We start from the raw sequence: 13,712 nt of genomic DNA, 5'->3' as shown, positions 1-13,712 counted from the left end.
TGGGCAACCAGAGCAGGTACTTTTTTCCAGATGCCCAACGATATCCCTTCCGTTACACCGGTCCTGCGGACGATCCCGCGCGACCAGCACACCATCTCCCGCAAGGACATCAGCGCCAGCGCGCTGCGCGTCCTCTATCGCCTGCGCGAAGGTGGCCACGAGGCCTACCTGGTCGGTGGCGCGGTCCGCGACCTGCTGGTCGGCGGCAGCCCCAAGGACTTCGACGTCGCCACCAGCGCCACGCCCGAAGAGGTCAAGTCGCTGTTCCGCAACTGCCGCCTGATCGGGCGCCGGTTCCGGCTGGCGCACGTGGTCTTCGGGCGCGAGATCATCGAGGTCGCGACCTTCCGCGCCAACGTCGACGACGGCAGCGGTGACCGCGAGACGCACGAGGGCGGGCGCCTGCTGCGCGACAACGTCTACGGCACGATCGAGGACGATGCCGTGCGCCGCGACTTCACCGCCAACGCGCTGTACTACACCATCGATGACTTCTCGGTCCGCGACTATCTCGGCGGCTTCGAGGACGTGCAGAACCGCGTGCTCAAGCTCATCGGCGACCCCGAAACCCGCTACCGCGAAGATCCCGTGCGCATGCTGCGCGCGGTGCGCCTGGCGGCCAAGCTCGACTTCGACATCGACCCGGCCACCGCGGCGCCGATTCGCGAACTGGCGCCGCTGCTCTCCGAGGCCGCACCCGCGCGCCTGTTCGAGGAAACCCTGAAGCTGTTCCTGTCCGGGCATGGCGTTGCCAGCTTCAAGGGCCTGGAGCGCCACGGCCTGCTGAAGGCGATGTTCCCGGAGGCGGGAGCGGCGATGGAAGCCAACCGCAGCGGTGCGCTGCGCGCGGTCGTGCTGGAGGGCCTGCGCGGCACCGATGCGCGGGTGGCCGCGGACGAGCCGGTGTCGCCTGCGTTCCTGTTCGCACTGCTGATGTGGCCCGCCTATTGCCGCACGCTGATGGCGCTGCAGGCGCAGGACGTGCCTCCGGCGGACGCCCAGCGCCGCGCCGCGGACCGGGTCACGGTGCATGAACTTGCGACCATCGCCGTGCCGCGCCGGTTCTCGCTGCCCATGCAGGAGATCTGGCTGCTGCAGTCGCGCTTCGGCCTGCGCCAGCGCAAGCGGGTGATGCGCATGCTGGCGCACCCGCGCTTCCGCGCCGCGTTCGACTTCCTGCAGGTGCGCCAGGCCGGCTCCGACGAGCACGCCGAAGACATCGCGTTCTGGCGCGAGGCGCAGCTTGATCCCGACATGGCGATCGCCCACAGCCCGCTGGACGACGTGGAGGGCGACGACGCCCAGCGCACGCCGCGCCGCCGCCGTCGCCGTCGGCCCGTGACCACGGGATGAGCGCGCCGGTCCGGGCCTTCATCGGCCTGGGAGGCAACATGGGCGACGTGGCCGCCACCCTGCGCTCGGCCCTGGCCGCGCTCGATGCGCTGCCGGCCACGCGCCTGGTGCAAGCGTCGCGCTTCTACCGTACGCCGGCCTGGGGCGTGGAGGCGCAGCCCGATTTCATCAACGCCGTCGCCGTGCTCGAGACCGCGCTTGCCCCGCGCGCGCTGCTTGACGCGCTGCTCGCAATCGAGCGCGGCCACGGCCGCGAGCGCGCGGCCGACGGCAGCCGCTGGGGGCCACGCACGCTCGACCTCGACCTGCTGTTGTATGGCGATCTGGTGGTCGACGAACCCGGCCTTGTGGTGCCGCACCCGCAACTGCACGCGCGCGCCTTCGTGCTGGTGCCGCTGAAAGAAGTTGCTCCCGACGCGCTGGTCCCGGGCCGTGGCCGCGTCGATGCGCTGCTTGCCGGCATGGACACCAGCGGCATCGTCCCGGACTGACGCCTGCGCTGCATCGCGCCGGCGTAAGATTGGGGCGCCTTCCCCAAGATACGGACGCGATATTCAATGGCCAAGATCCAGGACCGCCGGCCGATGACCGTGCCCGGGCTCACCGAGGCGCGCGCAGCGGGCCGCAAGCTCGCGATGCTCACCGCCTACGACGCGGGGTTCGCGCGCGTGTTCGACGCCGCGGGCGTCGACCTGATCCTGATCGGTGATTCGCTCGGCATGGTGGTGCAGGGCCGCAGTTCGACGCTGCCGGTGACCGTCGACGACATCACGTATCACACCGGCTGCGTCGCCCGCGCGCTGACCCATGCGCTGCTGGTGTCCGACCTTCCGTTCCAGGCCGACGCCACCCCCGAGCGCGCACTGGACGCATCCACCCGGATGCTCCAGGCGGGCGCGCAGATGGTGAAGCTGGAGGGTGCGGGCCCCAAGCTCGACGTGATCCGTTTCCTGTCAGAGCGCGAAATGCCGGTCTGCGCCCACCTCGGCCTGACGCCGCAATCAGTGCTGCGCTTCGGCGGCTTCAAGGTCCAGGGGCGCGAAGAGGCCGCGGCCGAACGCCTGAGCGCGGAAGCGCGCGAAGTGGCCGAGGCCGGCGCCGCGCTGATCGTGCTGGAGGGCGTGCCCGCAGCGCTGGCCGCCGCCATCACGCGCGACAGTGCGGTGCCCACCATCGGCATCGGCGCGGGTCCCGACTGCGATGGCCAGGTGCTGGTGATGCACGACATGCTCGGCCTCGACTCCGGCCACCGTCGCCCGAAGTTCGTGAAGGATTTCCTGGCCGAAGGCGGCTCGGTGGCCGGCGCCGCAGAGGCGTTCGTGGCCGCCGTGCGCGACGGCAGTTTCCCCGACGCGGCGCACTCCTACGCATGAGCGCTGCGATCGAAGTCGAGCGCGCACTGGGCGCGCTTCGCGCACGCATCGCCGCCTGGAAGCGCGACGGCCTGCGCGTGGCCCTGGTGCCGACCATGGGCAACCTGCACGAAGGCCATTACAGCCTGGTGCGACTCGCACGCGCGCATGCCGACCGCGTGGTCGCCAGCGTCTTCGTCAATCCCACCCAGTTCGGCCCCGGCGAAGACTACGAACGCTACCCGCGCACGCCCGACGCCGACATCGCCGGCCTCGATGCCGCCGGCTGCGACCTCGCCTGGATGCCGGGGCTCGAGGAGATGTACCCACTCGGCACGGCGCGCGCGGTGCGCGTGCAGGTGCCCGGCATCACCGGCGTGCTCGACGGCGCGCATCGCCCGGGCCACTTCGACGGCGTATGCACCGTGGTCGCGCGCCTGTTCAACCAGGTGCAGCCCGACGTCGCCGTGTTCGGCCGCAAGGACTACCAGCAGCTCGCCGTGATCCGGCACATGGTCGACGACCTCGCGTTCCCGGTGCAGGTGCTGGGCGCCGACATCGTGCGCGAAGCCGACGGCCTGGCCCGCAGTTCCCGCAACCAGTACCTGTCGCCCGCCGAACGCGCGATCGCGCCCGAAATGCACCGCACGCTTCAGGCGATGCGCGCGGCGGTGCAGGGCGGCGCCGACTGGCGCAGCGCGGAGACCGAAGCCGTCACACGACTGCAGGCCGCCGGCTTCGAAGTCGACTACGCCGTGCTGCGCACGCCGCTGCTCGTCGAACCGGAGACGGAGCGCGGTGCGGACGACGGCCACCGCGTCGCCCTCATCGCCGCCCGCCTCGGCCGGACCCGCCTGATCGACAACCTCGAGTTCCCGAACCCACCCCGCTGACCTGCAGGAGAACTGCAGCTGCGACCCCGGCCGCGAAAGAGACGGGAAAGCCCTGTGGGAGCAGCTATAGCTGCGATCCCCGCCGCGGAAACGTCCGGCGCGCGGTACGACGGGTTGATGGGTACTCCGTGGGCTGTCCCGCTGCGCGGGCCTTTATGCCCACTGCGCACCCCCCAACCCGCCTTGCTGCGCCTTCCCGCGGCCCGCCGAAAAGGTCAAAGGCACGGCGCCTTTGCTCTTCCTACACCCCACCGCGCGCGGATGGCAGCGGAGGGTGGGCGGGTACTCCGCCGGCAATAAGGAGCAGCCCCACCGCGACGCCGGCGGAGTAGCCGCCCACCCTCCGCCTCCGCCAAGCCAAGACCACCGCGACGCCGGCGGAGTGCCCACCCTCCGCCCCCGCCAAACCAAGACCCCCGGAACGCTGAATCAGCCCCCGGTGAAGGGGTTCCCGGACAAGAGCAGCGTGCGCCATCTTGTAGAATCCAAAACCTGACGCCGATTTCCCGGCAGCTTGCGGTCCCCCACCATGCTCCTGACCCTGCTCAAAGCGAAGATCCACCGCGCCACCGTCACCCACGCCGAGCTGCACTACGAAGGCTCCTGCGCGATCGACGGCCGCCTGCTCGACCTCTCGGGCATCCGCGAATACGAGCGCATCGAGATCTACAACATCAACAACGGCAAGCGCTTCGCGACCTACGCGATTCGCGGCGAAGAAGGCAGCGGCATCATTTCCGTCAACGGTGCCGCCGCACACCAGGCCGAACCGGGTGACCTGGTCATCATCTGTGCCTATGGCGCCTGCGACGAGGCCGAAGCCGCGGCGTTCAAGCCCAGCCTGGTGTACGTCGATCGCGAGAACCGCATGACCCACACCAACGACGCCATCCCGGCGCAGGCGGCCTGACACCTTGGCCGGCGAAGCGCTGGTCCGCCAGTTCCTCGACCACGCCGAGCGCCTTGCCGGCTCGCGCATCACCGACCTGGTCGCGGCCGACCCCGCGCGAGCACAGGCCATGTCGCTGCGCGTCGGACCGGTCTACGCAAGCTTCGCGCGCCAGCGCCTGGATGGACCGACACTGGCCACGCTCGGCGAACTCGCCGGACATGTACGCCTGTCGCTGGCGCTGCGCGCCCTGGTCGATGGCGCCGAAGTCAACGCATCCGAAGGCCGGCCCGCGCTGCACACCGCGCTGCGCTCGGACATCGGTCGCGGCGAGGTCGCGCAGCGCGCGCACGCCGACGCACTCGCCGCGCGTGCACGCATGGCGGGGCTGGTCGCGTCGCTGCGCGACTCCGGCGTCACCGACGTCATCAACATCGGCATCGGTGGCTCCGACCTCGGACCGCGGCTGGTCGTGGATGCACTGAAGGACTTCAACGACGGCCGCTTCCGCCTGCACTTCGTCAGCAACGTCGACGGCAGCGACGTGCAGCACGTGCTGCGCGGCCTGGACCCGCGGCGCACCGCGGCGATCCTGGTGTCCAAGAGCTTCGGCACCCAGGAAACGCTGCTCAACGGCGAGGTCGTTCGTGACTGGCTGGCCGGCGACGAGCGCCTGTACGCGGTCAGCGCCAACGTGAGCGCGGCCGAATCCTTCGGCGTGGCCCCGGAGCGCGTGCTGCCGATGTGGGACTGGGTCGGGGGACGCTATTCGCTGTGGTCGGCGGTGGGGTTCGCGATCGCGCTCGCGGTGGGGATGGACGGGTTCGAAGCACTTCTCGACGGCGCCGCGGAAATGGATGCGCATGCGGTCGAAGCATCGCTCGAAGCCAACCTGCCGATCCGCCACGCACTGGTGGCGGTATGGAACCGCAACGCGCTTGGCCTGCCCACCCAGGCGGTACTGCCCTATGACCAGCGCCTGGCGCACCTGCCGGCCTTCCTGCAGCAGCTGGTGATGGAAAGCCTGGGCAAATCGGTGCGCAGCGATGGCCTTGCGCCGGGAGTGGCGACCGTGCCCGTGGTCTGGGGCGGCGCCGGCACCGGCGCGCAGCACAGCTTCTTCCAGGCCCTGCACCAGGGCACCGACGTGGTGCCGGCCGATTTCATCGGCGTGGTGCGGCCGGCGCATGCGCACGCGGGCAACCACGATGCGCTGCTCGCCAACCTGCTTGCGCAGGCCGAGGCGCTGGGCAACGGGCACGCTGCCGATGACCCGCAGAAGGCGTATCCCGGCAACCGGCCGTCGACGCTGTTCCTGCTCGACGAGCTCACGCCGCATTCGCTCGGCGCGCTGCTGGCGATGTACGAGCACAGCGTGTACGCGCAGTCGGTGTTGTGGGGCATCAACGCCTTCGACCAGTGGGGCGTCGAACTGGGCAAGCGCATTGCCGGCGAATTGCTGCCGGCGCTGCGCGGCGAGCGTGAGGCGGGCGATGCGGTGACGCGGGCGCTGCTGGAAGAGATCCGCGCGCACCGCTGAGATCGCTCAGCTGGCGGCGTGTCGCGCCAAGGCCCAGGCCACGTGCTCGCGGATGACCGGGTCGGGGTGTTCGCGGCGCGTTTCAAGCGCGCGCAGCACCTCCGGCGTGGCCGGCGCATTGCCCAGCGCGATGGCGATGTTGCGCAGCCAGCGCGCGTGCCCGCTGCGGCGCAGCGCGCTGCCTTCGGTGCGGCGCAGGAACTCGTCCTCTTCCCACGCGAACAGGTCCGCCAGGCTGGCGGTGTCGAGGTCGTTGCGGGCGCGGAAGTCGGGCTCGTCGTGGCGGCGCGCGAACTTGTTCCAGGGGCACACCAGCTGGCAGTCGTCGCAGCCGAAGATGCGGTTGCCCATCAGCGGCCGCAGTTCCTCCTCGATCGGGCCTTCGTGCTCGATGGTGAGGTAGCTGATGCAGCGCCGCGCATCCAGCACGTTCGGGCCCAGGATTGCCTGGGTCGGGCAGACGTCGATGCAGCGCCTGCAGCTGCCGCAGTGCGGCGTCGCCGGCGGATCGGGGGGCAGGGCGATGTCGAGGTAGAGCTCGCCGAGGAAGAACCAGGAGCCGCCGTCGCGGTCGATCAGGCAGGTGTGCTTGCCGATCCAGCCGAGGCCGGCGTTGCGCGCCAGCGCGCGCTCCAGCACCGGCGCCGAGTCGACGAACACGCGATGGCCGAACGGCCCGATCTCCGCGGCGATGCGCTCGGCCAGCTTCTGCAGGCGGTTGCGCATCAGCTTGTGGTAGTCGCGGCCCAGTGCGTAGCGGGCGACGTAGGCGCGCTCGCCGTCGGCCAGCGTCGCCCAGGCTTCGACGTCGTCGCGGCGGCCGTAGTCCAGGCCCACAGACAGCACGCTGATCGTTCCCGGCACCAGTTCCTGCGGTCGCGAGCGCTTGCTGCCGTGGCGCGCCATCCAGTCCATCGAGCCGTGGAAGCCGCGCGCGAGCCAGTCGCGCAGGTGGCCCTCGTCATCGCCGAGGTCGATGCCGGTGATGCCGCAGCGCTGGAAGCCGGCGTCCTGCACCAGGGCGCGGACCCGCGCGGCAAGCGTCGCGGCGTCGGGCGGCGCGGTGGGCGGGGTTTGCGCAGGGGTGGCTGGGCGCTGGGACATGGCGTGCAAAGTATAGAATCCGGGCCATGCACGCCTCCCGAACCGACACGGCCATCCCGCTGTACGACATGGCCGGCATCCGCCGTATCGAGGCCCAGGCGATCGGGCCCGGCGGTGGCGACGACACCGCGCTGATGCAGCGTGCGGGCGCGGCCGCCTGGCGCTTCCTGCTCGAGCACTGGCCGCAGGCGCAGCGCATCGTGGTCGCCTGCGGTCCCGGCAACAACGGCGGCGACGGCTACGTGCTGGCGCGGCTCGCGCTCGAGTCAGGGCGCGACGTGCGCGTGCTCCATGCCGCCGGCCAGGCGCCGCGCAGCGGGCCGGCGCGACGCGCGGCGGCCGGATTCCTCGGTGCCGGCGGCGTGATCGATGAAGCCGATGCGCTGCCACCGGGCTGCGACGTCGTGGTCGATGCGGTGTTCGGCATCGGTTTCGACGGCCGCGCCGACGACGCCTGCACCGCGCTGATCGCCGCGATCGATGCGTGCGGCACCGACGTGCTCGCGCTCGACGTGCCGTCCGGGGTCCAGGCGTCGTCCGGGAGCGTGCCGGGCATCGCCGTGCGGGCGCGGCGCACGCTGCAGTTCCTCGGCGACCATGCGGGGCTGGCGACGGGCGCGGCACTCGACCACGTCGGCATCCTGGCCACGGCGTCGCTCGACGTTCCGCATGCGGCCTTCGACGGCGTGAAGCCGGTCGCGTGGCGGCTGCGCGCCGGTGCGCTGGCGGCGCTGCTGCCCCGGCGGGCACGCACGGCGCACAAGGGGAGCGCGGGCCACGTGCTGGTGGCCGGTGGCAACCACGGCATGGGCGGGGCGGTGCTGCTCGCGGCAGGCGCCGCGCTGCGTGCGGGCGCGGGCCTGGTTTCGGTGGCCACGCGCACGGCCCACGTGGCGCCCCTGCTGGCGCGCACGCCCGAGGCGATGGCGCACGCGCTCGAAGATCCCTCCGGGCTGGCACCGCTGCTCGCGGCGGCCGATGCCTGCGCGATCGGACCCGGGCTGGCCCGCGACGCGTGGGCCGCAGGCCTGCTGGATGCGGCCATCGCCGGCGGGCGCGCGCTGGTGGTCGATGCCGATGCCCTGAACCTCATCGCCGCCGACCCGCGCAGCCTGCCTGCCGATGCCGTGCTGACGCCGCACCCCGGCGAGGCCGCGCGCCTGCTCGGCTGCACGGTGGGGGAGGTCGAGCGCGACCGCATCGCCGCCGCGCACGCGCTCTGTGCACGCCACGGCTGCGTCGTGGTGCTCAAGGGCGCCGGCAGCGTGGTGGCCGCGCCCGACCGGCGGGCCTGGATCATCGATGCCGGCAACCCGGGCATGGCCGTGGGCGGGATGGGCGATGCGCTCACCGGCATCGTCGCCGCGCTGCGTGCCCAGCACCTCCCGGCCGCCGAGGCGGCGGTGGCCGGCACCCTGCTGCACGCCGTCGCCGGCGACCATGCGGCCGCGGCCGGCGGCATGCGCGGCCTGCTTCCGAGCGACCTCATCGCGGCGCTGCGCGACGTGGGGCAGGCCTGATGACCGCGCCGCTGGTCGACATGTTCCTGGCCGACGCCGCGGCCACCGCGGCCCTGGCCGAAGCGCTCGCGGCCACGCAGCCCGCGTCCGCCGCGGTGCACCTGCACGGCGACCTCGGCGCGGGCAAGTCCACGCTGGCCCGTGCGTGGCTGCGCGCGCTCGGCGTCACCGGGCCGGTGCGCAGCCCGACCTACACCCTGGTCGAGCGCTATCCCCTGGCCACCGGCGGCGAAGCCCTGCACCTGGACCTGTATCGCATCGGCGATGCCGGTGAACTCGAGTTCCTGGGCCTGGACGACGCCGATGCGCGGCTTTGGCTGGTGGAATGGCCCGAACGGGGGCTTGGCGCCCTGCCGGGGCCCGACCTGGAGGTCCATCTTTGCGTCGAAGGCGACGGCCGGCGCTGTCGGCTGGCGTTCCACGGCGTGGCCGGCGACCTCTGGACGGCCGCGCTCGACCAGCAGCGTCGTTTGCAGGGGCTTCCTGAACCCAGCCCGTAGGAAGGATCGGCAGGTCCCGGATTCATAAGGGAAAAAATCTTGCAAACGGGCCAAAGTGATGCTTGACTACGGCCATGCGCGTCCGGGGCATCCACCTGCAGCAACTCCTTCTCGGCGCGGCGCTCGTGGCCGCGCTGATCTGGAATTTTGCGAAAGCGTCTGAAATCAACGACCTGCGCCTGAGCGCCGGGCCGACCGGCACGCGTGCCGAGCTGAGGCTCGACGCGCAGGCGGATTACAAGCTGATCGCACTGTCCGGACCCGATCGCCTGGTCGTGGATTTTCCGAGCAGCCGGCTGGCCCTGCGCGGCGCTGCGCCCGCCGGCGCGGGCGTGGTCAAGGCGGTGCGCACCGGCGAGCCGACGCCGGGCACCACCCGTGTGGTCTTCGACCTGCTGATGCCCGTGGTGGCCCTGGCGCCGCGCTTCGAGACCGGCCCCGACGGCACCCGGCTGGTGCTCGAGTGGCCCGGCGACCACGGCGCCGCGCCTGCCGCGATTGCCACGGCCGATGCGCCCGCGGCAAAGGTGCCGCCCGCGGACGATCCGATCGCGCGGATCGCGGCCGCGACCCAGTCCGGCGCGGGCGAAGCCACGGCCGGCCCCGCCCCCGATCCCGCGCGCGCCTCGGCCGACGCGACCTCGCGCCTGATCGCCAATCTTCCCGCCGCCCGCGTTCCGTCGCCCGCGGCCCCGTCCACGGCATCCCCGCAGCGGCCGCAGCCCTCGAGCGATCCGTCGCCGCGGCAGGCGGTGCCGACCACCATCGCCACTGGCGTGCCCACGCCGGTCCGGCGCGAACCCGCCGCGCAGGCGTCGTCCATCAATGCCGCCCAGGCCGCGGCCAGCGGTGCGACGCGCCCGCTGGTCATCTCCATCGATGCCGGCCACGGCGGCCAGGATCCCGGCGCCGTCGGCCCGACCGGCAAGCGCGAGAAGGACATCAACCTGGCCATCGCCCGCGAGCTGGCGCGCCAGGTCAACGCCACGCCCGGCCTGAAGGCGCACCTGGTGCGCGACGCCGACGTCTTCATCCCGCTCAACCGCCGCGCGCAGCTCGCGCGCGCCGCGGGCGCCGACATGTTCATCTCCTTGCACGCCGATGCCGCCGAGAACCGGAGCGCCAAGGGCTCGTCGGTCTATGTGCTGTCGCTGAAGGGTGCGTCCTCGCAGCGCGCGCGCTGGCTGGCCGACAAGGAAAACGCGGCCGACCTGATCGGCGGCGGCAAGGTCGCGACGTCCGACAGCATGCTCACAAACGTGCTGCTCGACCTCACCCAGAGCGGGCAGATGAAGGCCTCCGAAGACGCCGGGAACCACATCCTGGCGGGCCTCAAGCGCATCGGAAACAACCACAAGCCGCATATCGAACGCGCCAACTTCGCGGTGCTGCGTACCTCGGACATGCCTTCGATGCTGGTGGAAGCCGCCTTCCTGTCCAATCCCGAGGAAGAGAAGCGCCTGGTCGACCCGACGTTCCAGGCCAACGTCGCGCGCGCCGTGCTGGACGGGGTCAAGACCTATTTCACCAGCCAGCCACCGCCCGGCACGCTGTTCGCGATGCGCGCATCCGCGGAAGGCGTACCGGTCGCGAGCGGCGGCAGCCGCTGAGGGCGGCAAGCTCGCTTATCATCGGGGCTGGCCCCCATCGGCCGGACGCGCAGCGGCCGGCCCCCGCGACCCCTTGAGCATCCGCCAGCTTCCCGACACCCTCGTCAACCAGATCGCCGCCGGCGAAGTCATCGAACGCCCGGCATCGGTGGTCAAGGAGCTGGTCGAGAACGCGCTGGATGCCGGCGCCCGGCGCGTCGATATCGATCTCGAGGAAGGCGGCGTGCGCCTGATGCGGATCCGCGACGACGGCGGCGGCATCGCGCCGGAGCAGCTGCCGCTGGCGGTGTCGCGGCATGCCACCAGCAAGATCGCCTCGCTCGACGACCTGGAGGTCGTGGCCACGCTCGGCTTCCGCGGCGAGGCGCTGCCGTCGATCGCGTCGGTCAGCCGCTTCACCATCACATCGCGCCGCGGCGGCGACGGACACGGTGCCAGCCTGCAGGTCGAGGGCGGGCGCGTGGGCGAGGTGCTGCCGAAGGCGCACCCGCAGGGCACCACGGTCGAGATCCGCGACCTGTTCTACAACGTTCCGGCGCGGCGCAAATTCCTGCGCGCCGAACGCACCGAGCTTGGCCACATCGAAGAATGGCTGCGTTCGCTGGCCCTGGCGCGCCCGGACGTCGAGCTGCGGGTCACGCACAACGGCCGTGCGTCGCGGCGTTACCGCGGCGGCGGCGAGGGACTCGCGTTCGACGAGGGGGCGGGGCGCCTGCTTGAAACCCTGGGCGAGCCGTTCGCGCAGGCCGCGCTGCGGGTCGAGCACGCCGTCGGGCCGCGCCCGGGCGACCACAGCCGCGGCGATGCGCCGGCACTGCGCCTGTACGGCTGGATCGCGCAGCCGACCTACTCGCGCGCCAGCGCCGACCAGCAGTACCTCTACGTCAACGGCCGCGCCGTTCGCGACCGCAGCGTCGCGCACGCGGTGAAACAGGCCTATGCCGACGTGCTGTTCCACGGCCGCCAGCCGGCCTACGTGCTGTTCCTTGAACTGGATCCGGCGCGCGTGGACGTGAACGTGCACCCGGCCAAGCATGAAGTGCGCTTCCGCGATTCGCGCATGGTCCACGATTTCGTCTATCGCACCCTGCACGAGGCGCTGGCTGCAACCCGCGCCGGCAACGCGCCACTGGTCGCGGCGGTCAGCACCCAGGGCGTGGTCTCGCGCGAACTGGCAGCGCGCGTGGCTGAACAGTCGAGCCTGTCCCTGCGCGGCGACCAGGCGCGGGATGCCCTTGCCCTGCTTTATGGCGCCGGACATGGCGTGATGGATGGCAGCGGGATCGCATACGCCGGCGGAGCAGCCGGCGCAGGTGGCGCAGACAGGGCGACGGACGCGGCGCAGGCGTGGGGAGCGTACGCCGGCGCGTCGGCTGCGCTGCCCGAAACCGGCGACGACGGCATCCCGCCGCTCGGCTTCGCCGTCGCCCAGTTGCACGGCATCTTCATCCTGGCCGAAGCCGCCGACGGCATGGTCGTCGTCGACATGCACGCTGCCCACGAACGCATCGGCTACGAGAAGCTCAAGGCCGCGCACGATGGCAGCGGCCTGCGACTGCAGCCGTTGCTGGTGCCGCAGGCGGTGGCGGTGAGCGAGCGCGAGGCCGAGATCGCCGAGCGCGAGGTCGCGACCCTGGGCGAACTCGGCTTTGAAGTCTCGCGCACCGGCCCGCAGTCGCTGCTGCTGCGCGGCGTGCCGGCGCTGCTGGCCCAGGGTGATACCGAAGCCCTGCTGCGCGACGTGCTCGCCGATTTGCGCGAGCATGGCGAGAGCCGCCGCGTGCGCGCCGCCCGTGACGAGCTGCTTTCCACCATGGCCTGCCACGGCGCGGTGCGCGCGCACCGGCGCCTGACCATCGCCGAAATGAACGCGCTGCTGCGCGACATGGAAGCCACCGAACGTTCGGGACAGTGCAACCACGGGCGCCCGACGTGGACGCGGTTCTCGCTCGCCGATATCGACCGCTGGTTCCTGAGGGGACGTTGATGACCAGACACCTTCCGCCTGCCGCCGTCGCGGCCTGCCTGCTGTTCGCCGCCGCGCTGGCGGGCTGCGGCACCGATGCCCCGGCCGGCGGCGACGACGGCCTTGCCGCCGATACGCCCCAGACCAGTCCGGCCATGACCGCGGCCGAGGCCGAGTGGCGCAGCGAACGCCGCGAAAGACTGCTGGCCGAAGACGGCTGGGCCAGCCTGGTCGGCCTGCACCGGCTGGAGCTGCGCGCGCACTACATCGGCAGCAGCGCGACCAGCGGCATCCGCCTGGCGCACGGGCCGGCGAAGCTCGGCCTGGTGCAGCAGGACGGCGGACGTGTGTACTTCACGCCGGAGCAGGGCGTGGCGGTCGCCGTGGGCGAGGCGCCGGTCACCGGTCGAATCGAGCTGCGCGACGCACGCGAGCCGGATCCGACGGAGCTGCTGTTCGACGACGGCCAGGGCAGGCTGTCGCTGGTCACGCGCGGCGGGCACCGCGCACTGCGCGTCAAGCACGCCGAAGCCCACGGACGCACGGCCTTCGGCGACCTGGAGTACTGGCCGGTGGATGCGGGCTGGCTGGTCGATGCGCGCTTCGAGCCGCATCCCGCCGGACGCACCATCGAGATCGCCAACATCGTGGGCGGGGTCGACCTGTTGCCCAATCCGGGCGCGGTGGAGTTCAGCAGGGCCGGCAGCGACTACAGGCTCGAGGCCATCGATGGCGAGGACGGCGGCCTGTTCCTGATCCTTGCCGACCGCACCAACGGACACGCCAGCTACGGCGCGGGCCGCTACCTGGACACGGCGGCCCCGGATGCCGAAGGGCGGGTCACCCTCAATTTCAACCGCGCCTACAATCCGCCCTGCGCCTTCACCGACTTCGCCACCTGCCCGCTGCCGCCGCCGGAGAACCGGCTCGACCTGGCGGTGACCGCGGGCGAGAAGGCCTACGTGAAGCCCGCCGGTACCTGACA

The 13,712-nt window shown here is 71.9% G+C and carries 12 protein-coding genes; 11 read left to right on the top strand and 1 reads right to left on the bottom strand.

The window, feature by feature from the left end:
- Positions 1 to 30: 30 nt before the first annotated feature.
- The 6 genes from pcnB to pgi all read left to right on the top strand — a co-directional run bounded on the left by pcnB (position 31) and on the right by pgi (position 6,027).
- Positions 31 to 1,353 (top strand): polynucleotide adenylyltransferase PcnB, encoded by a 1,323-nt coding sequence (gene pcnB / locus WCE39_RS00360; protein WP_343274725.1) that lies wholly within the window; start codon positions 31 to 33, stop codon positions 1,351 to 1,353.
- On the top strand, positions 1,350 to 1,844 hold the full coding sequence (gene folK, locus WCE39_RS00355; RefSeq protein ID WP_343274724.1) for a 2-amino-4-hydroxy-6-hydroxymethyldihydropteridine diphosphokinase: 495 nt from the start codon (positions 1,350 to 1,352) through the stop codon (positions 1,842 to 1,844). The genes pcnB and folK overlap by 4 nt, the downstream gene beginning before the upstream one ends.
- 66 nt (positions 1,845 to 1,910) lie before the next feature.
- Positions 1,911 to 2,726, top strand: coding sequence for a 3-methyl-2-oxobutanoate hydroxymethyltransferase (panB, locus tag WCE39_RS00350; RefSeq protein ID WP_343274723.1), 816 nt, complete (start codon positions 1,911 to 1,913; stop codon positions 2,724 to 2,726).
- Entirely contained in the window at positions 2,723 to 3,598 is an 876-nt protein-coding gene (gene panC, locus WCE39_RS00345; RefSeq protein WP_343274722.1) for a pantoate--beta-alanine ligase, read from the top strand. The genes panB and panC overlap by 4 nt, the downstream gene beginning before the upstream one ends.
- A gap of 529 nt (positions 3,599 to 4,127) precedes the next feature.
- Positions 4,128 to 4,508, top strand: coding sequence for an aspartate 1-decarboxylase (panD, locus tag WCE39_RS00340; RefSeq protein WP_343274721.1), 381 nt, complete (start codon positions 4,128 to 4,130; stop codon positions 4,506 to 4,508).
- Positions 4,509 to 4,512: 4 nt separating this feature from the next.
- A complete protein-coding gene (gene pgi, locus WCE39_RS00335) occupies positions 4,513 to 6,027 on the top strand; it encodes a glucose-6-phosphate isomerase (protein WP_343274720.1) in 1,515 nt (504 codons plus the stop codon).
- Between the two features lie 6 nt (positions 6,028 to 6,033).
- On the opposite strand, the gene queG is transcribed toward pgi, so the two are convergent.
- Positions 6,034 to 7,131 (bottom strand): tRNA epoxyqueuosine(34) reductase QueG, encoded by a 1,098-nt coding sequence (queG, locus tag WCE39_RS00330; protein ID WP_343274719.1) that lies wholly within the window; start codon positions 7,129 to 7,131, stop codon positions 6,034 to 6,036.
- Positions 7,132 to 7,157: 26 nt separating this feature from the next.
- Here queG and WCE39_RS00325 point away from each other — a divergent pair, with 26 nt between their 5' ends.
- From WCE39_RS00325 to WCE39_RS00305, 5 genes are all read left to right on the top strand, one after another.
- Positions 7,158 to 8,651 (top strand): NAD(P)H-hydrate dehydratase, encoded by a 1,494-nt coding sequence (locus WCE39_RS00325; RefSeq protein ID WP_343274718.1) that lies wholly within the window; start codon positions 7,158 to 7,160, stop codon positions 8,649 to 8,651.
- Positions 8,651 to 9,151, top strand: a complete 501-nt coding sequence (tsaE, locus tag WCE39_RS00320) for a tRNA (adenosine(37)-N6)-threonylcarbamoyltransferase complex ATPase subunit type 1 TsaE (RefSeq protein WP_449283958.1) — start codon at positions 8,651 to 8,653, stop codon at positions 9,149 to 9,151. The genes WCE39_RS00325 and tsaE overlap by 1 nt, the downstream gene beginning before the upstream one ends.
- A gap of 74 nt (positions 9,152 to 9,225) precedes the next feature.
- A complete protein-coding gene (locus WCE39_RS00315; RefSeq protein ID WP_343274717.1) occupies positions 9,226 to 10,761 on the top strand; it encodes an N-acetylmuramoyl-L-alanine amidase in 1,536 nt (511 codons plus the stop codon).
- A gap of 73 nt (positions 10,762 to 10,834) precedes the next feature.
- On the top strand, positions 10,835 to 12,748 hold the full coding sequence (mutL, locus tag WCE39_RS00310) for a DNA mismatch repair endonuclease MutL (protein ID WP_343274716.1): 1,914 nt from the start codon (positions 10,835 to 10,837) through the stop codon (positions 12,746 to 12,748).
- Positions 12,748 to 13,710: a DUF1684 domain-containing protein gene (locus WCE39_RS00305; RefSeq protein ID WP_343274715.1), complete on the top strand. Its 963-nt coding sequence runs from the start codon at positions 12,748 to 12,750 to the stop codon at positions 13,708 to 13,710. The genes mutL and WCE39_RS00305 overlap by 1 nt, the downstream gene beginning before the upstream one ends.
- Positions 13,711 to 13,712 lie beyond the last annotated feature (2 nt).

Source organism: Luteimonas yanweni (assembly GCF_039548475.1).
GTDB lineage: Bacteria > Pseudomonadota > Gammaproteobacteria > Xanthomonadales > Xanthomonadaceae > Luteimonas.
Note: the sequence above shows the minus strand (reverse complement) of the source record. Positions and strands in the feature narration are given on the sequence as shown.

Coding starts and splice junctions, on each gene's coding strand:
- folK (WP_343274724.1), top strand. CDS start 1,350: ATGAGCGCGCCGGTCCGGGCCTTCATCGGCCTGGGAGGCAACATGGGC.
- panD (WP_343274721.1), top strand. CDS start 4,128: ATGCTCCTGACCCTGCTCAAAGCGAAGATCCACCGCGCCACCGTCACC.
- panC (WP_343274722.1), top strand. CDS start 2,723: ATGAGCGCTGCGATCGAAGTCGAGCGCGCACTGGGCGCGCTTCGCGCA.
- WCE39_RS00325 (WP_343274718.1), top strand. CDS start 7,158: ATGCACGCCTCCCGAACCGACACGGCCATCCCGCTGTACGACATGGCC.
- panB (WP_343274723.1), top strand. CDS start 1,911: ATGGCCAAGATCCAGGACCGCCGGCCGATGACCGTGCCCGGGCTCACC.
- tsaE (WP_449283958.1), top strand. CDS start 8,651: ATGACCGCGCCGCTGGTCGACATGTTCCTGGCCGACGCCGCGGCCACC.
- WCE39_RS00305 (WP_343274715.1), top strand. CDS start 12,748: ATGACCAGACACCTTCCGCCTGCCGCCGTCGCGGCCTGCCTGCTGTTC.
- queG (WP_343274719.1), bottom strand. CDS start 7,131: ATGTCCCAGCGCCCAGCCACCCCTGCGCAAACCCCGCCCACCGCGCCG.
- pcnB (WP_343274725.1), top strand. CDS start 31: ATGCCCAACGATATCCCTTCCGTTACACCGGTCCTGCGGACGATCCCG.
- WCE39_RS00315 (WP_343274717.1), top strand. CDS start 9,226: ATGCGCGTCCGGGGCATCCACCTGCAGCAACTCCTTCTCGGCGCGGCG.